The organism is Ferruginibacter sp. (genome assembly GCF_014377975.1).
GTDB lineage: Bacteria > Bacteroidota > Bacteroidia > Chitinophagales > Chitinophagaceae > Ferruginibacter.
Genome location: NZ_JACMOO010000278.1, coordinates 1 through 18,656 on the forward strand (window position 1 = coordinate 1; position 18,656 = coordinate 18,656).

At 35.4% G+C, this 18,656-nt stretch carries 13 protein-coding genes and 1 pseudogene; 4 read left to right on the top strand and 10 right to left on the bottom strand.

The genetic code is table 11. The features are described 5' to 3' along the window. Positions 1 to 110: 110 nt before the first annotated feature. The 3 genes from H7254_RS14500 to H7254_RS14510 all read right to left on the bottom strand — a co-directional run bounded on the left by H7254_RS14500 (position 111) and on the right by H7254_RS14510 (position 2,642). On the bottom strand, positions 111 to 494 hold the full coding sequence (locus H7254_RS14500; RefSeq protein ID WP_301933640.1) for a hypothetical protein: 384 nt from the start codon (positions 492 to 494) through the stop codon (positions 111 to 113). A gap of 276 nt (positions 495 to 770) precedes the next feature. After that, positions 771 to 1,136 (bottom strand): hypothetical protein, encoded by a 366-nt coding sequence (locus tag H7254_RS14505; protein WP_301933641.1) that lies wholly within the window; start codon positions 1,134 to 1,136, stop codon positions 771 to 773. 90 nt (positions 1,137 to 1,226) lie between these two features. Beyond that, positions 1,227 to 2,642 carry a sigma-54 dependent transcriptional regulator gene (locus H7254_RS14510; protein ID WP_301933642.1) on the bottom strand — a complete coding sequence of 472 codons (1,416 nt, stop codon included), beginning with the start codon at positions 2,640 to 2,642 and terminating at the stop codon, positions 1,227 to 1,229. Positions 2,643 to 2,863: 221 nt separating this feature from the next. Here H7254_RS14510 and H7254_RS14515 point away from each other — a divergent pair, with 221 nt between their 5' ends. Then, positions 2,864 to 3,241 carry a response regulator gene (locus H7254_RS14515; RefSeq protein ID WP_301933643.1) on the top strand — a complete coding sequence of 126 codons (378 nt, stop codon included), beginning with the start codon at positions 2,864 to 2,866 and terminating at the stop codon, positions 3,239 to 3,241. Positions 3,242 to 3,314: 73 nt separating this feature from the next. Here H7254_RS14515 and H7254_RS14520 read toward each other — a convergent pair whose 3' ends face one another. Together H7254_RS14520 and H7254_RS14525 are read right to left on the bottom strand one after the other, a co-directional pair. Then, the gene (locus H7254_RS14520; protein ID WP_301933644.1) at positions 3,315 to 4,715 is read right to left on the bottom strand and encodes an ATP-binding protein; all 1,401 of its coding nucleotides are present in this window, start codon (positions 4,713 to 4,715) and stop codon (positions 3,315 to 3,317) included. Positions 4,716 to 4,837: 122 nt separating this feature from the next. Beyond that, entirely contained in the window at positions 4,838 to 5,011 is a 174-nt protein-coding gene (locus H7254_RS14525) for a phosphatidate cytidylyltransferase (RefSeq protein WP_301933645.1), read from the bottom strand. Between the two features lie 420 nt (positions 5,012 to 5,431). Between H7254_RS14525 and H7254_RS14530 the strand changes: the two genes are divergently transcribed. From H7254_RS14530 to H7254_RS14540, 3 genes are all read left to right on the top strand, one after another. Then, positions 5,432 to 5,713: a YtxH domain-containing protein gene (locus tag H7254_RS14530; RefSeq protein ID WP_301933646.1), complete on the top strand. Its 282-nt coding sequence runs from the start codon at positions 5,432 to 5,434 to the stop codon at positions 5,711 to 5,713. A gap of 149 nt (positions 5,714 to 5,862) precedes the next feature. Beyond that, entirely contained in the window at positions 5,863 to 6,231 is a 369-nt protein-coding gene (locus tag H7254_RS14535; protein WP_301933647.1) for a hypothetical protein, read from the top strand. Between the two features lie 36 nt (positions 6,232 to 6,267). Next, entirely contained in the window at positions 6,268 to 6,522 is a 255-nt protein-coding gene (locus H7254_RS14540) for a hypothetical protein (RefSeq protein ID WP_301933648.1), read from the top strand. A gap of 98 nt (positions 6,523 to 6,620) precedes the next feature. On the opposite strand, the gene H7254_RS14545 is transcribed toward H7254_RS14540, so the two are convergent. From H7254_RS14545 to H7254_RS14565, 5 genes and pseudogenes are all read right to left on the bottom strand, one after another. Further along, a complete protein-coding gene (locus H7254_RS14545; RefSeq protein ID WP_301933649.1) occupies positions 6,621 to 8,744 on the bottom strand; it encodes a hypothetical protein in 2,124 nt (707 codons plus the stop codon). A 109-nt stretch (positions 8,745 to 8,853) separates the two neighbouring features. Then, the gene (locus tag H7254_RS14550) at positions 8,854 to 11,145 is read right to left on the bottom strand and encodes a BamA/TamA family outer membrane protein (protein ID WP_301933650.1); all 2,292 of its coding nucleotides are present in this window, start codon (positions 11,143 to 11,145) and stop codon (positions 8,854 to 8,856) included. Between the two features lie 2 nt (positions 11,146 to 11,147). Next, entirely contained in the window at positions 11,148 to 16,397 is a 5,250-nt protein-coding gene (locus H7254_RS14555) for a translocation/assembly module TamB domain-containing protein (RefSeq protein ID WP_301933651.1), read from the bottom strand. Positions 16,398 to 16,583: 186 nt separating this feature from the next. Then, on the bottom strand, positions 16,584 to 18,434 hold the full coding sequence (gene ligD / locus H7254_RS14560) for a DNA ligase D (RefSeq protein ID WP_301933652.1): 1,851 nt from the start codon (positions 18,432 to 18,434) through the stop codon (positions 16,584 to 16,586). A gap of 41 nt (positions 18,435 to 18,475) precedes the next feature. Further along, positions 18,476 to 18,656: pseudogene (locus H7254_RS14565) on the bottom strand (3'-phosphoesterase); the annotation flags it as partial.

An 18,656-nucleotide genomic window follows, 5' to 3' on the forward strand; every position in this document is an offset into this window, starting at 1 on the left:
CTTTTCTCTTTCTGATATGCTGGAAAATGCAAGAACTGTTTTAACAGAATCTTAATTGATCAAATTGCAGTAAAGTAACCATTTATTTATTACCGCAATAAATGGCTACTTTATTTATTTAATTGTTCTTCTTTTATAGAGATATCTACTTTTTCTTTTTTAATATCTGTCTTAATCCGTGCATACAAACTCATATAAAAATTGGCTATCCAAACCAGCGAAAACCCTGCAATAATATACCCCCGCCAGTCGGCCAGTAATAATTTATAGCCACTAAAAAAAAGTACTGCTACCGTAACGTAATGGCTGAAACAATATTCGCAGGTAAATAAATAAAAAAATTTTCTTTTTAAAAGAGAACCCTTTTCACTGCATTTGATACAATACTCCCTGGGCTCTTTAAATATCTCTTCATGAGTAACCGTCCAGGCAATACAGGCGGTGGGTATGGCCAGTAAAAAAAGCCAGGTAATTTGTGCAGAAAGGGGCATCATATTTATCTATTTTAAAATTTTCTCCAGTACATTCTCCGCTTTTTTTCAGGTTGTTCCAGTATGCTGCTGCAATCTAACGCATGCAAATATTAGTGCTGTCACTTAAAAATAATTATTTTTTACAGTAGAACCCGCGTTTAATGTACAAATTTTTTTATCCGGCAAATAAGAAATATTTTAAGATTACCATATAAAAAAACAGCATACTAAAATTTAATCAATTAAATTTTAGTATGCTGTTACATTTTTAAAATAAGTATACCGGCGGCTCAAGTCCTATCGTATCGTTTCCAGTTTATCTTCAAAAATAATCTGCTCATCCCTTTCTTCCATCGGAATTTTGCGGATAAAGTCATCATATCCATCATCTTCATGATTGCTGTAAGCACCATAAGCATCCATACTATACCCTATCAAACCATTCTCTGCTTCAATTACATAAATAATCGATGAATCGGAAGGGTCTGAATCACCTTCAAAACGATATGTTTTGATGATTTTTAATTGATCGGGAGTGTAAAATTTTCCATTGCCAATACCAAAACCTTCGGGTATCATCCTAAACTCGTTATCATGTTTTTTGATGCGGAGCTTTTCCAATACAGAAGATAGTGTTGTCATTTCACCAGGTGTAATACTCATAATGTAAGTTTAAAAATGAACAAAGATATTAAAAACCAGTGTGCTAACTTCATACCAGTTTTTGTGAATTAAACATCAAAATTTTACAGGTTAGTTTTCGTAGTTTTTTATTTTGTTATACAGTGTTTTTCTGTCGACATTTAAAATAATTGCCGCCTTCGTTTTATTAAAATTTACTTCTTTTAATACCCGCATAATTTCCTCGTACTCCGCTTTAGCAGCGGTATCTTTCAGATAAACATCTTTTTTAACCGGAGCAAAAATACTAAGCTCGGCGTGTTTGTTTTCATTGTAAACACTGCCGTCGCCTTTATACTCTTTATTGGCAAACTGCAGAATAATTTCCGCAGGTAATAAATTAGCGGTAATAACTTCATCATTGCAAAGCAACACAGATCTTCTGATAACATTCCGGTATTCTCTTAAATTACCCGGCCATGTATAATTGGCAAACATCTCTAGCACATCGGGGGAGAAACCCTTAATTTCCTTGTTAAGTTCAGCGCAGGTTTTTTTTAGAAAAAAACCCGCAAACAGCGGTATGTCTTCTTTGCGCTGGCGAAGCGGTGGAAGGTGTATGCAAAACTCGTTGAACCGGTGATAAAGATCTTCCCTAAATTTTCCCTTACGGTAAGCATCCTGCAGGTTTTCGTTAGAAGCTACAATGATCCTGATATTAAGTGACATCTCTTTTGTACCACCTACTCTTTTAAATTTTCTTTCCTGTATCACCCTCAATAAGGAAGCCTGTATTTCATAAGATAAATTACCCACTTCATCTAAAAATAACGTGCCGTCATTGGCCATTTCAAAATGACCTTCTTTATCTGATTGGGCGCCGGTAAAAGCTCCTTTTACATGCCCGAATAATTCACTCCCCGCCAGTTCTTTCGATAGCGTTCCGCAATCCATTGCTATAAACGGTTTATCTCTCCTGCCACTTAAGTCGTGAATTTTTTTCGCAATTACTTCTTTACCGGTACCACTTTCGCCATACAAAATAATGCTGTAATCAGTTGTGGCAACTATTTCAACCTGCCGGTACAATTCCTTTGTACTTTCTGCACGCCCGGTTAAAAATGAACTGTCATCTTTTAAATGACTGCTTTTAAACGGATTGTTACTTTGTCTTTCTGCTACATTATAGCGAAGCAGTGCATTTTTCAATACGTTTAAAACCTCATCCGGAATTAATGGTTTGGTAATGTAATCAAAAGCTCCCAGTTTGATAACCTCCACAGCAATTTTTATATCGCTGTAACCGGTAATAATTAATACAATCGTATTTGGGTTATGTGCCTTTATTTCAAGCAGTACATCTTTGCCATCTTTATCGCCCAGCCTGAAATCACAAATTACAATATCAAAATTCGATTGTTTAAATTTAGCAATACCCTGAATTGCTGAATAAGACACTTCAACATCATAACTATTACGCATTAAAAACCCACTTAAAAGAGCGCACATATCTAGATCATCATCAATAATAAGTATTTTTTTCTTCATAATTTTTTAATTGGAGGGTTATGAAAGTACTTTCAAATAATTGAAAATATCCTGCCACTTTTTTCTGTATAATTTCAAATATATAACAATGATATGTGGGGAGAAATTTCAACAATTTGTGGAGTTACCTTTTTGTTTCCATAAAGCGATTGCTTTTAAGTATACCAGCAGATAATTGGCAGTAAAATTGTCCGACGTCTAGATATTAAAAAGAATGAATTTTGAACACTCCCGAATCGCAGCACCTTGAAGTATTAATTATAGATGATGAAACAGACATTTGTTACTTACTGGGGAGCCTATTGCGGAAAAAACAAATACAATCAAAGTTTGTAAATACGCTAAAAGACGCAGCTAATATTTTGGAATTGAATGAACCGGAAATTATTTTTTTAGACAATCATTTGCCCGATGGGTTAGGTGTAAATTTTATCAGTTACATCAAACGATTCCATCCCCTTAGTAAAATTGTTATGATTACTGCCCATGATAACCTGGCCGATAAACAAAAAGCCTTCAAAGAAGGGGTAGATTATTTTATTGGCAAACCGTTTTCAAAAGAAACTGTCAATATTATTATGGAAAATCTAATCCATTAAAAAACTACGTTTCCTAACTATTTCTTTATCATCAATTTTATTTAAACAACTTATTTTTACAAAAACTTTCAGGCTATATCGCCAGTAAATTCACAGTAACTGTGCTGCCATTACCTGGTATACTTTCAATACCAACGTTTCCCCCATGGTTAAATATTATATTTTGAGTATGAGTTAGTCCAAGCCCGTCTCTCTTATTCTTATTAGTGAAAAAAGGCTCAAATAAATTTGAAATAATTTCCTGGTTCATACCAATTCCATTATCGTTTATTTTAACCGTACACATATTGCCAGGTGCAAGAAAAGTTGTAACTTTTATAACGCCTTTACCGGGCTCAACCGCTTCAATTGCATTCACAATAATATTAAAAAAAGCGATTTTTAATTTCTCTTCATCGCCAAAAACAAGACAGCTTTTTGAGGAATAATATTTTTCTATTTTCAAAGTATTCAGTGCTATCCGTTCCTGACTTATTATTACTACATCTTCCATTAAATCATTGATAGAAAGTTCAGCCTTTTTTAATTCTGCAAACCGGGTAGCATTTAAAAGACCGTTCACCAAATTATTTATTCTCTCCCCATTTTTTTTTATCATGTTCAATAACATAGTTCCTTCCTCATTGCGCTCAACAAATTCTTTCAACTGATCATTTGCAAGCCCTATGTTGGTTAATGGATTTCTTACTTCATGTGCAATCATCCGTGCAATACGCCCCGCTGAAGCAAATTTTTCTATGCTTTTTCGTTCATTCAATTGCCTGTTAGCTGTATTCAATTCTTCCAGCCTAAACTCCAGTTGTTTTCTGTATTGCAATGCTTGTTCAGTTGAATTACGCCTTGCCTTATTTTCATTGATATACATCCTTAGTGAATACACTATAATTAAAATGGCGATAATAAGAGATGTAAAATTGATGGTATTTATAAAGGTAAGCGTTCTTTCGGCGTCCGTATTTTTCTGATATATACTTTCTCGCAACGGGGCCTGCATTGCCATCACCTGCTCCCGGATACTATCCATAATTTTTTGACCCTGATAAGATATATCTTTTACGGGTTCTGTAACAACCATACCGCCTGCAGCAAATAAGGCCAGCCCTCTGTTTAACATAGCTGTTTCATTATTTACTAAATTTTGCAGGGGCTGCAAACTCTTGTTTTCAGGAAAATTAGTTCTAATAAGATAGGCTACATTTGTTATGGAAGAATCTACCTGTATTTTTCCTTTATAATATAAATCGAGCGTTTCTGCATCTTTTATTAAAAGATATCCCCGGTAAAAGGTTTCCACCTCTTTCAATGCAGCCAGTAGCACTTCCTGCTGAATAATTAATTCATTTTTTTTATCCGCTTCTTTTGCCTGCTTTATTATTTTACTGGTACCTGAAACAGATAACAGAAAAGAAATAAGCAATAATATAAATCCTGAAAAATACCCAACCTTAATTTTTCTTTCAAGTGCAAATTTCATAGTGATCGATTTTATTGTTTCAATCTGCTGATCCGTTTGCAGATGTACACAGTTTAAGTAGCAGGGCTAAAAATCAGCATTTGCCGGCGAATAAAATCTATAAAAAATTATTTCCTGAAAATTTATTTTTTCCCTGCCCGGCTTGTCAGGTAAAGTATTACACCAATAATTAAAGCAACAATAAATATTCCGGTCCATATGCCTGCTTTAAATATTTGCCCGATGGCCTGGCATCCTGGTAATACAATAATGATTATTGCAGCGGTAATTGTTACCCAAAAAAATGATTTTTTCATTGCTGATTATTTTCTGAATTATAAAATATTTTATATAAAAATTTAGTACCAAAACTCAACACAAAAATTCTGTTTTACAATCTAACCGAAATGCCCCTAACCTGATTTATTTACTATTAAGCAATTATATTTATAATCATGCCGTTAATAAAAAACACCCGCTTCTATATAAAAGGGGTTTCATTCCTGCTTCAATAATATTTGTCCGGTACCGATGTTCTCTAAATTCCTCAGGTGTAGAAAAGCGTACCCAGTATTTTATCGAAACAGCATTTAAATGTGGTTGAAACGGAGGGAAAATTGGCTGAAATACCTTACAGTATTGATTTTGGCAATATTAACAATGCAAACAGGTAGTTGGCAGAATTTTAGAGCCACTATTGTGAGAAAAATATTTCATACAATTCTAAAACAAACATTATGTCAAAAGGAAAATTATTAACAGGTGTATTAGTTGGCGCTGCTGCGGGTGCTGTTTTAGGTATACTGATGGCTCCGGACAAAGGTTCAGAAACAAGGAAAAAAATTGCAAAAAAAGGCAATGATGTTTCGGGATCTGTTAAAGACGGTTTTGAAAAATTAGGTGATACCGTATCAGAAAAATACAGAAACATCAAGGACGATGCAAAAGAAATGATAGATAAGGCTAAGAATAAGGAATCTGCGTTAAATCAAAAGTATAACACAGATAATTCTTTTTAAAAAAAGCGTTTATAGTGGCCTGGTAATTCAGTTAAAAGGGATGTTGCACTTTTTTTAAAAAAATATGCAGCGTCCGATTGTTTTTACCAGGTCATTCTTTTTTATAAACATCCTGGTGTTTTTAGCCTGTTAATTTCTTCAAACATTTTATGTATATCAAAAACCAAAAAGAGCTTGCAAAAGCAATATTTGATTTAGAGAGGGTATGCATTAACAAGGAAGATATATTCATTGATAAAGTTAAAGCAATAAAAACTTGTCTCGACCCCACTTTCCAGCTTAATAAAATACTTACAAGCAGAAAAAAAATAAAGCTGCTACTTTTTAATAAGCAATTAAATCAATCAATAAATGAAGCAACCAGTTTCATCACAAATAAAGCAGGCCTGGGCAATAACTCATTTATTGAAAACAAGGTTGGTTCCTTTTTACAAAATGCCTTCTATACTGTGTTTACAACTAACCGCTATGAAGTAAAAGCAGTTGTTATCGCTTTATTAAAAAATATTTTCCGATAACCGGCAAAAACAAATTGTACATTTAAAATTAATATTATGAAAGCATATAACTACGCAGAAGAAATTATAAAAGACAACGATGAATGGTACCAGGGAAAGAATATAGCCGACGAAATTGAACCAGAAGAAAAGATAGTAAATGAACAAGACCAGGATATTACGCTAAATATGGAAGAGGACAAAAATGACGCAGATGAAGGATTTCAGGCTTTTGAAGAAGGTATTAGAAATGACAATATAAGCACTGAGGAAGAAAAGGAAAATATAAAGAGATTCCTAAAAAAAGAATAGAACAATAAAAGCTTTGTAATAATTTTATCCGGCTTTCCTTACACGACATACCGGATAAAATTGATTAGTTAAATTTTTGCGGTAAAAATTACTCTTGCTTAATTTCGTATCAAAGTATTTTTAACGCCGCTAAATATACTTTTCCAGAGCAGGTTAAAAAAAGATTTTTGAATATCCCTGTTGAAATCAATTTTACCAACATAAATATTGCCATTTTTAGGATTATTATTTACAATAACTGTATTGGCCAGTAAAGATAATACACCCCGCTTTTTTAGCTTCTTATTTTTGTTTATTTTTAAAACTGTTACATGAAGGTTGGTGTATAAAAAAGTAGTTTGGCCGTTTACTTTATAATTGTTGCCCTTTATATCAAAGTTCAGTTTATTTATTTTTCCTTTTTTTACAGATGCCATTTGCAAGGGTTCCGTTATGCTATTTAATGCCATTGCATTCATAGCCCCGAGATGACCGGTTACTGTAAAAGCCGTATCCATTATATTTAAAGGAAGCAACCATTCTGTAACAATATTTCCTGCATTTAAAAACAGTGCCGTTGCATTTAAACGTAGTATGCCATTGCGTTTTATTCTTTCGGCTATATTTGTTATATTATTAATTTGGGCATTGATTCTGGTAAAAGTAACTATACCGCTTTTTTTAGATTTCCTTCCTCTTTCTTTATAAAACACAGCGCCGTTATTTACCACCACTTTTTTGATATACAAACGTAAGGGCAATTTCAATAGCAACTGATGGGGATATTTACCTACTTTGCTGGAAGTATCAAAAGATAATGTACGGTCGTTAAATATTTTTAAAACGGGTTCTAAAGAAGCTTGCTCCATCTCAAGTATATTATCGCTGATAAGTTTTTTAAAATTTACACCCGTTAAGTTAATATGGTTGAAGTTTAGGTTATACCTGTCTTTTTGCATTTTATTTATTTTTACAAACGCAGCTTCTGATAATAAAGGCTTGTACAAAATCCGGTTTACTTTTACTTTACCCGTTTTATTATTCAATTGCAGGCCTTGTACAATAAACTTGTAAATCTTCTGCTTGTTTATAAAAGTAAATCCGGAAGCAAACAATTCCCAGTCCGCGTTATTAACGAGATCGCTTAACGTGGCTCCGTTGGTATTGCTTGTAATATTTGATGCGCTTAATTTTACATTATGTATTACAAAGGGATCCTGTTCAGGCTTTGCCGGGTTTATAACAACTATGTTGGTTTTGCCCAATTGTATGCCGCCAATCTGCGCTTTATCAATCAGGTTGTTTGTTAATACGATAGCCTCATCGCCAGACAGTAATTTTTTGTTTTTTTTGTATATCGTTACCAGGCCACCATCGCAGGTTACAAGGCCTGCTTTTAATTGCTGAAACATTACAAAAGCATCCGTGTTTAACTGGTTTAACTGTATATTTTTTATATCCACTATTGGTTTTGTATCGTGTAGTTTGTATTGCTGAACAGCATCCAGATGTAATAACTTTTTCGGTGCATCGTATACCAGCCTGGTAATATTGATACGGCTACTGTTGGCAAATTCCGGCAACTGAATATTTTCTATCGTTACTTTCACATCTTTGATAAAATAGCTGATAAGATTCTGGTAATTTCTTGTACTGTCTATCAAAAAATGATTGAGTGAGATATTTATATTTTCAAGGGTGGTTAATTCTTTGCCTTTTTTATCTGTTATTAAAACAGTTCCGTTAATTACCTGGATGGTATCAGTACTTATGCTGTTAAACCCGCCCAATATTTTTTTATACAAATCCAGTGTATCCTTGTAAGTAAAACGCTTTGGTTTATCTGCTCCCGTATTTATTATTTTTATAACAGGTTTTATTATGGTGATTGATTTTGCAGTTACGTTTTGCCCCTTCAATAAACCTGGAATATCAATACCTGTTGCCGTAATTTCGTCTGCATGGATATTGTACAATACATTGGGTAAACTATCACTTGTTTTCAGCATTGATTTTTGCACACTGTCGCTTTGAAGGGATATGTTATAGAAAGAGGTATTACCGTTTACTTCATCAATCTTAGAGCTGTCGTATTGTATAAAATAAAGACTATCGGATTTTTTTTGAATGGCACTTTGAATAGAATTTTTTAAAATGCTCTTTTTATTTTTCTGCAAATAAATATACCCTGCAATTGCGCCTGCTATTATTATTCCCAACAGAATTTTAAAAAAATCTTTCATGATAAAGGCAATTTTTTAGCTAACGCATAAATGGCTTCCACTAGCCTGCCGAAACATCGTAAAACAAATATAATTTGCAAAAAAATATTCTGATGATATACTTATCCTGTTAAAACGGGTATCCGATGGCAATATTAAACACAAGATTATTTCTGCGCCATGTTTTATCACCAAGTGCAATTTTATCAATCACCCAGCGCTTACCATCGGGCAAATAAGGTGTTCTTAATGGTACACCAAAATCAAACCTAAGTAATAGTACGCTTGCATCAACGCGAATACCAATGCCCGATGCCACTGCAAGCTCCTGTAAAAAATCTTTTTTTAGCTGACCCGCCGTGCCAAACAAAACGGTATCTTTTGTCCATATATTTCCTATGTCAACAAAAACAGCACCACTAAACCTACCAAATAAAGGAATACGGATTTCTGAATTTACCAGTAATTTATAATCTCCGCCAATGGTTTGATAATATGCCTGGTCATAAAGGGTAGGTTTATAACTTCCCGGGCCCAGTGTACGTACAGCAAAAGCTCTTATAGAATTAGATCCACCAATTACATATTGTTTCGAAAAAGGAAGAAAAGCGGAATTGTGGTAGGGAAAACCAATACCTATTTGCAATCTGTTTGCCAGTTGCCACTTGTTGGGAAATCTTCTTGTGTACCGCAGATCAACATCTCCTTTTACATATTGTGCAAAGGGCGCACCTAAAATATTTTTTGAGCGAGGTACTCTGGCACCTGAAATTAGCCCGAGAGTGGTACCCGCAATCTCAGCATTTGTTTGAAAATACAACTGGTTTTTAGCGAGTGGATTTAAAGTATTGAAAGTGTAGGAATAATAAGAACCAATAATAGCTTCATTATACACAGTGGATAACAGCGCCGGATTTTGTGCGGCTACTTTGTAAAAACTATCCGAAACATTCACCGCATTTAAATAAGTAAGAGAAAACGGTGCCAGTATATGTTGTTTATTGGCAGTTTCACGCCATTGAAATTCGTAATTAAAACGAAAGATATTCTTTGTGTAAAAACTCCTTTTTATAAAATACTCATACCCCAGCAATAATTGGGTTCGTGCGGGATAAAGATTACTTTCCTTAACACTAAAGAATGGAATTAAATAACGGGGGAAGTTTAAGGTGGCTTCTGTTCCCACCCGGTAATTGTTATTTCCCTTAAGCGAATCAGTGGATGAAACTTCAAAACTGCCGTACATTTTTACCGCCAGTTGTTCTGAGCCATGAAAGGTATTTCTGTTTTTCCAGTTAAGACTTACCTGTGCGCCAGTGTATTTATTTTCTTTGGAAAAACCATCAAGTTCTGCCTGCAATGATTTCTTTTTTGCCGGGGTTAAGTAATAAAAAACGTTTAACCGGTAAGGATCAGCAGTATCCTTTACGGCTTCAAACCTGTTTTTAGAAAACTTAAAAGCACCCAGGTTTATAAGCCTGTTAAGTGTTGAGTTTTGATCAATGCTGCTATATAATTTTCCTGGCCGGTAAGTAATGCTGCGTTTAAATAATTCCGGCTTAAAATTATATACCGTATCCCTTATCAGCAGCCCATCAATATTTGTTGTACCCGTTTTGCTGGTATCAGGCGGTGGACGCAATAAAGTATAATTTGGGAATACTGTAATCCGGTTGATGGTAAATGGATGCTTTGCAATTTCGGGCGTGGTGTTTTTAATATTGAGAAATAAATCAACCTGGTAATTGCCGATCGTACTGTCTACATAAGCCATAATGTAATCCGGATTAAAATTGTAGTATCCCTTGGTTTTTAAGGTAAGATCAAGCCGGTCTCTTTCTGCCTCAATGTCACTTAACCGGTAAGGCATTCCTTTTTTTAAAAGACTTCTTTTATTTTTTTTTGAATCCAGTTCTTTCAACAAGGCCGAGCTATCATTTACCCATTTAATATTACGGATAGTATGCTGCGGATAAATGATGGCAGTGTAAACAGCTTTTGTAAAGTAACTTTCATTAATCGTATCGCCGGTAACTGTGGAGTGAAAGTAACCGATATTTTCAAGGTAAGCGTTCATATTTTCAGCGGTTACTTTTGCATTTAGCCGGCTGCTCAATACAGGCGGCTCTCCCAGTTTATCTCTTAAAAATGCTCTGAATCCTTTAGGTCTTTTAGGCTCTCCGATAAAATAATACCACCATACTTTGTAAGGTTGTGCCAGTAAAAATTTATTAGGTTTTGGCCGTGCTGCGGCCATCAATAGACTGCGCAATGATTTTGCAGAAGCTTTTACATCTTTTTGCTTCTGCACTTTGATTGTGGCACCACGGTATAATTTTTCACCAGGAGGCAAATGCTTACCCACACTGCAGCCAAATAATATCAGTAAAAAAAACAATCCATATACAACAGGTATTTTCATCTTTATTTTGTAGCCGTTTTATTTCTTTTACCAAATAACTTCCTGAACTTATCATAATCCATCGTAAAAATAAATGCCACACCCGTTTCAATTACGTATCCATCCAGTATCACTTCAAACTGAGTTTTTTTATAGACCCTAAGCATGTATTTACCATCCTGTGTTAATTTATAACTAGCCGTAACATCCGGCAAAAAACCACTGCCCTTTTGCTGAGCTGCTTTTGCACTGGCATCCTGGCCCTCTATACCAAAATTTTTACCCACACTTATGCTTAACCGGTCGTTGACAAAACTTTTAGTTACGGCCACATTCAAATCTGTTTTTTGTTGTGCATCGCCGCTGGTGTAATCTTTGTAACTGTTTAGGTTAAGATTAATATCAAGCCCTTTAAAAAGATCAGCGGCAATATTATCTAATGCAGATGATAGAAATTTACTAACGCTTTGCCTTGCCAAATCACTAAATCCACCACCTCCACCAGTGCCGCTGGTTGAAAAGAAGTCGGTACTTTGTTCGCCCACAAACCGATTGAATAAAAGCAGTGAAAATACCTGTCTGTTTGTAGCGCCTACATCACTCTTTAACTGGGTTAATTTGTTTTCAATAGTAGTACGCAGGTCGCTGCTTATTTGCACATTTTTATTTTCCTCCGGTAAGTCAATAGCAAAACTTATCTCAGGTTTCATCATGCTTCCCTTCAGGGTTAATAAAACCCTAAAGGGAATTTCCTGTTTAAATGCATTGGCCAGTTTGGAATCCACAGTCCCTATCTCATTTCCCAGCAAATCTTTGGGCGATGTTTTGGCTATATATTCAGCCGTAATATTTATTTGCGCATTGGTAGCGGGGCCGCTAAAAGCAATGGTACTGCCGGGCAATAAATTAAATTTCTTTTTTAAAAACTGGTAGTTTAAAATATAATATCCGCTGTTAAGATCGTAGTTACCCGCCAGTATGATATTGCCACCCGGATCAACCCCTGCATTTAACTGTGCATCACCCTGTATTTTTAATTCGTCGCCGCTGCTTGGGTCTATGATAATAGTAAGCGCAGCGGCTTTGCCTATTTGCACATTAAGGTTGTAATTTAAAAATTGCGCAAATGCAGGCTTCACCTCATTTACCGCCCGAAAAGCTACTTTTTCAGGCAACGCAAAAGTATCTTTATCAATAAACCGTACTACGGATTTTGCCGCATCTTTATTTATATTACTTTCCGGTAAAACCAGCGTTACATCACTTTTATCATTGAGTGCAATATTGCCTTCTATATCAGGTGTTGTTGCATTACCGGTAACAGAAATATCGGCATCTACGGCAGCAAATCCATATACCTGGTTGGCAAAAGCCTTTGATACATTTACTACAGTAAAGTTTTTAGCGTTGATAGCAAGATCAAAGTTATACTCTGTAACAGATTTAGATGTAATCTCCCCATCCATCACAAGGCTATTATTTGCAGAATCTTTAATCGAAAAATTATTCAATGAAATAACAGGATAGTTAAAAGATATTTTTTGATTACCAATTGCATAAGAAGTACCCAACTTTGCAATACTGAAACGGGTAGTATCAAAGTTGATGGCTCCATTCCAGTGTGGCTCAGTAAACGTACCATCCACTGTAATGTTTCCATTAATACGCCCTGATGACCTTACAAGATTTCCTTGCGAAAAAGCCTGGATTGTTTTCATGTTTAAATTGATAACATTCATGGTAACATCAAACTGTCTGGCATCATCATTTAAATAATAATCTCCCTTTACCTCCACATTATTATCATTGCCTGTTAAATCCATTTTTGCAGTGATGCTGTTTTCACCAGACTTTTCTGTAAACAAAGTAATGTTACCAAGAAGTTGTTGCATAAATAGCAAACTGTCTACTTTTATATTACCCGTAAATGCAGGTAATTTTTTATTAAATTCCGCAGTGGAAAATTTACCATTGATTGTACCGGATGCGAGTAAAGTATCGCTGTTAATCATGGAAGTGATATCCTTTATTTTAAAGTTATCAATGATTACATCAATGGGACTGTTCAACACATTTTCCCTGCTGGCCGCAGACAGTTTGCTACCATTAAACTGCACTAACAAATTTTTTACCAATATACCCTCCGGCGACCAGGTAACCTTATTGTTTGGCGCAACTATCCACTTTTTATAATCCAGTAACAAGCTGTCTTTTAAAGTAAAAGTATACCCTTTATTTTGTTGTGTAATGTAAGCGCCAATAGCGAAGCGGTCTGTATTTTTTGAGTCTTTTGTTAGTGCAGCGATACTTAAACTATCTCCCGCTACTGTTGCATTGATAGCAGTTTTATAAAAAGAATTTGTTCCGAAATGTAAAGTATCAAAATTAATTGCTCCCGAAATATTGTTGTTGAGTGATGTAATATCAATGGTTCCATTGCTTATCCTGTTGGTTTTATACACCAGGTAAGGAACGTTTGCTTTCAATTGCAAAGCACTGTCGCTTTCATTGGATGAAAAACTTCCTTTAAAAATAATATTATCATATTCAAATCCTGCTGCAAGACTTTCCACCACAGCATTTTTTTTAATCACCCCATCAAAACTAATTTGCTGCGGCGCTGTATTTTGCAATACCGTATCCGTAATGTGGTAGTATTTATCGATGTAGCTCAGCAGGGAAGAACCAATTTTATCGTATGCAAATTTTCCATTTGCCTTAATATCAGCAAGTGGGGAAACAAGGCTGATAGCATTCACCCCATTGGTTGTTTTAGCTTTTGCAATGATGCTATCCAACGCATATCGCTGGCTACGGATGGTTAGTTTAGAAGAATCAATTTCTGCATAAACATCCATGCTTGCCGGGTTAAGGTCGGTAGCTTTTAACACTGCGTTGAAGGATGCGTTTAATGTATCGGGATATAAATTCAGCGGCTTCAATTGTATCGTGTCTACTTTAATGTTGGTTTGTATGGATGGATATTGGTCTTTAACATTGGCTGTTGCATTGTACTGTAATTTTATGTTCTGGTCATCAATACTACCATTACTTTCAATATCGCCATTTTTTAAAACGGCATTGAGCAAAATATTTTTATAATCATATTTTTTAAAACCAACTTTTTGCACGTTGGTTTTAATTACCGCGTTCATTGTTTTATAATTCAACCCATTTCCTTTTGCATAGCCGTTAAATGTAATACTGCCAATTACAGTATCCTGCTTTATTAATTTTCCCACTTCAAAATTCTGTGTGGTAAAACTCAAATCATAACTTGCTTTCTGCGCATCTTTAAAATGATGTACAAACCCGTTTACGCTGGCAACGCCATAAGTTCCTCCCAGGGTAAGGTTTGGCTGAACATTGTTCATATCCCCCTTCACTGTTCCCGTAAGCAGCATCCGTTTTGGCAGGGTAATATTTGGGGGTATGGTACCAGCGGGAACAAGTGCTTCAATAAAACTCCTTTCAATTCTGCTGCTGCCAATTGCAATATCATATTGAAGCGCTGAAGGATTATTTATATTTTTAACGGTCCCTTTGCCTTTCAAACTAAAACCGGTGCTGTTGATGTCAACAGCTGCAGTACTGTTTTTGCTATTGCCTTTCAGGTGTGTACCAAAACTAACAACAGCCGGTAACTTGTTCATCAATTCATTATTAATTCGGCCAGGCGGTATAAATTTTATTATGTCAGATTTTGGCAGGCTGCTGTTAAAAATTGTAACATCATACGCCAGGCTTTTGGTATCGGTGACATTGTACAAAATTGCCTTTGCATTTATCCTGGTGCCATCCAAACCAGCCAGCTGCAACAGCGGAATATTTAGTTCTTTCAACGTACCTTTTACATCTACAGAAATATCAATGTGCTTATTTGTAAACTTTTCTTCCGGCATGTATTTTTTTACAAATGGTGCCAGCAGGTAAATATCATTTACCGCCACAACGGTATTTTTAAGTTGTATATCTACCATGCTATTTTGTGGTGAAGTTGTAATCTTTTTAAGATCGTTATATTTAATCACCAGTTTATTTTGAATAACACTCTGTGGTGTTTTAATATAGAGGCTTCTTACCTCAATTCCTTTGGTGCTGTAGTGAACATCCGCATGAGTAGTATCTATCTTAAATCCGCTTTTATCGGCAAATGCCAGTTGATGGATATCGGCTAAAATACTGTCAGCAGAATAAAATATCTTACCGGTGTTGATGTCAATGTTTTTTAATGCGATGTGCGAATAATCAAATCCTCCCCGGGGTGCTATATTATTATCGTTATAAACCACCCTATCATTACTTAACCGCAACATATCAATAGCAATTTTCCAGTTGCTGCCTGTTGTTGTAGTTGTGCTGTCTGCTATTTTGATGCTGGCCAATTTTGGAGAGGTAAAGTAGATGGAAGAACTGTCTAATATTACCTTACCCAGCCTTGCATTTTCATCAGCAAGATCAAGACTGGTTTTACTAATACCGAGATACTGTATTGCATTGAAGTAATACATTCCATTTACCTTATTTTGATAACTTATTTTGATATCAGTAAAGTTGATATTTCCTGCATTTAAAAATAAACTAATTGCGGCGTTATTAGTAGAAACCGGCGCCGCCGGCGCCTTGGAAGTAATCATAAAAAAACCTATACCCGACGCAGCAAAATCATCTATCCCAAAACGCATTCTGTCGGGCTGAAACTGGTTTAAACGGGCTGCCGCATTTTTGATATGGACAGTGAAATTATTGCCGGCATAATTATCAGAAAATTTTACCCGGATATCTTCCAGGAGTAACTTTTTAAAAGTGATTTTGAGTGCCGCGGTATCGGCAGGCAGCGTATTAACTTTTGTTGCGCCTGCAAACGCATTCATAATAAACTGGTAATTGAAGACAGTATCATTTTCGGATCTGGATATATTAGCATACATATTTTTTACCGTCACTTTGCCAATATCAATGTTACCGCTGATGAGATGCAGCATGTTGATGTCTACCGAAATTTGTCCGCCATATAACAACGTATCTTTCTTCTCATCTTCCAGATAGATGCCTTTTAACTCAACCCATTTTGGCAAACTAAAATCGAGGGAATCAATAACAACTTTTGTGTTAAGTTTATGTTGAAGAAAGGATTGAATTTTATTTTTGATAAACCTTTTTCCTGAAGAAGTATTAATATAGATAAAGGCAACAATGATCATTAAAAAAATAGTACCCAGCAGGTACAAGAATATTCTACCTGCCTTTTTAAAAATTATTTTTGTTGTCATTCCGCTTAACCTGGTTAACTCTTATTTTTTTAATCAGCCATTCCTTATCAGTAGCCCGTTGATATAATTAAAGCTATAACAATATTGTGCCTGTTTTTTTATATTGCTCTATAAAACTATGTAACATAAATAAATAAAGGCGGCAGTAAAACTTTGGGCAGATAGTGGAATTATTTCTACAGGCTGTTAAGATAGTTTATTAAGGCATTGTTGAATATCAACTCCCTTTTGAAGTACCCCTTTAAATATATCGCCGGTTTTCTTAACCCTTGACAAGATATTTTTGATGGTAAAATCACCCGGATGCAATCCAATTTTAACTTCCTTCCATGATAACGGTGTTGATACGGTAGCGCCAATCTCCGGACGCAAACTATAGGGCGCAGCAATGGTTTGGCCACGCCTGTTTTGCAAATAATCAAGATAAATCTTTTTATTTCCCCGCTTTGCCAGGTTGCGTTCCATGGTTGTAAAATCCGGGAGGCTTTCGTTTACCATTGTACAAAGAAATTGTGCAAAATCTTTGACGGGTTCGTACAGATATTTTTTATCCATTGGTACATAAATATGCAGCCCTGTAGCCCCGGAGGTTTTACAAAAAGCAGTGGCACCTGCCTTATCTAAAATTTTATTAAAGGCAATTGCAGTTTCAATCACCTGTTCAAAAGAATTTTTTTCAGAGGGATCAATATCAATGATCAGGTAGTCCGGTTTATCCAGGTTTTTGATGGTGGAATTCCATGGATTTATTTCTATGCAACCGAGGTTATTTAGATAGGCCAATGTTGCCTTGTTATTACAAATAATGTAGTCAATATCTTTGTTCGCAGACTCAGAAAAAATCTTCCGGCGCTTTACAAAACCGGGCGCATCTTCACCTGCATCTTTATGAAAAAAACCGCTGTCATGAATACCGTTGGGGTTTCGTTTTAGCGACTCTGGCCGGTCTTTTAAATAAGGTAAAATATACGCACTCATCTGCTGGTAATAATCAACCAACATACCCTTTGTAATTTTATCTTCGGGAAAATAAATCTTATTCTGATTGGTGAGTTTTACTTTCGTTTTTCCAATCATCAAATCCTGATCATTTTCTTTAGCCATATCGTTAGTGGATGATACATTTGTTTTAGCAGATGTTGCTTTTATCATTGGAATATCTTTAATGGTTTTATCTTCCCGCATGCGTAAAAAAATGGGATGACGCATTTTTCCATCATTCGTCCATTCTGTAAATTTTATTTCGCAAATGTATTTTGGTTTAACCCAGGTAACTGGCATATTGGTTTTTACAATTTCTTTAAACGGTGAATTTTTAGTTGCAAGCGGCTTTAATTTTTGATACACTTCTTTTAATAATTTGTCCGTAAATCCTGAGCCCGTATGGCCGGCATATTTAAAACCATTTGCATTTTTTACAGCCAACACCAAGGCTCCAAAATAAGGGCGGGCACCTGTAGGTTTAGTGTAACCAACAATTACCACCTCTGTTGATTTATGGTATTTTATTTTTAGCCATTCACTGGTTCTGGTTCCGGCAAAATATTCGCTGCATGCCTTTTTTGCCATAATACCTTCCAGGTCGTTCTTTTTTGCGGCATTAAAAAAAGCAATCCCTTTCGAAAGTACATGTTCAGAGTATTTTATTACTGCATTTTTTTTAATAAGTTTTTTCAGTAACTCTTTTCTTTGCAGCAATGTTAAGCCGGTAGTTTTATGACCATCTAAAAAAAGCATATCAAAAACATAATAACAAATCGGAAACCGGGTATTGTCTTCATAATGTTGTAGTTTTTGAAAGTCGGATTTTCCTTTTTCATTGATAACAACAATTTCACCATCCAGCACTATATCGTGCTTTAATTTTTTAAGCTCGCTGTATATTAGGGGATAAGCATAGTTAAAGCTAATGCCGTTACGGCTATACAATTCTACAGTACCTTTTTTTATTTCGGCAATGGCACGGTATCCATCCCACTTAATTTCAAACAGCCAGTTTTTATCATCAAATGGTTTATCCGTTTCTTTTGCCAGCATCGGCGCTATAAAATCAGAAAGTTTTCTTTTACCGGTATTATTTATTTGGCGGACTTTTTTTTTTCGGGCTTACTGTTTTCGGCTAACCATTTATTGATGGGTGAAGATGCCTGTGTTTCCTTTTCACTATTGTATTCATCTACCGCATACTTATCATTGTGCTTCAGCAGCAGCCAGGCATTTTCCTGTTTGCCTTTTAATTTTACCAAAGCAAATTCGCCC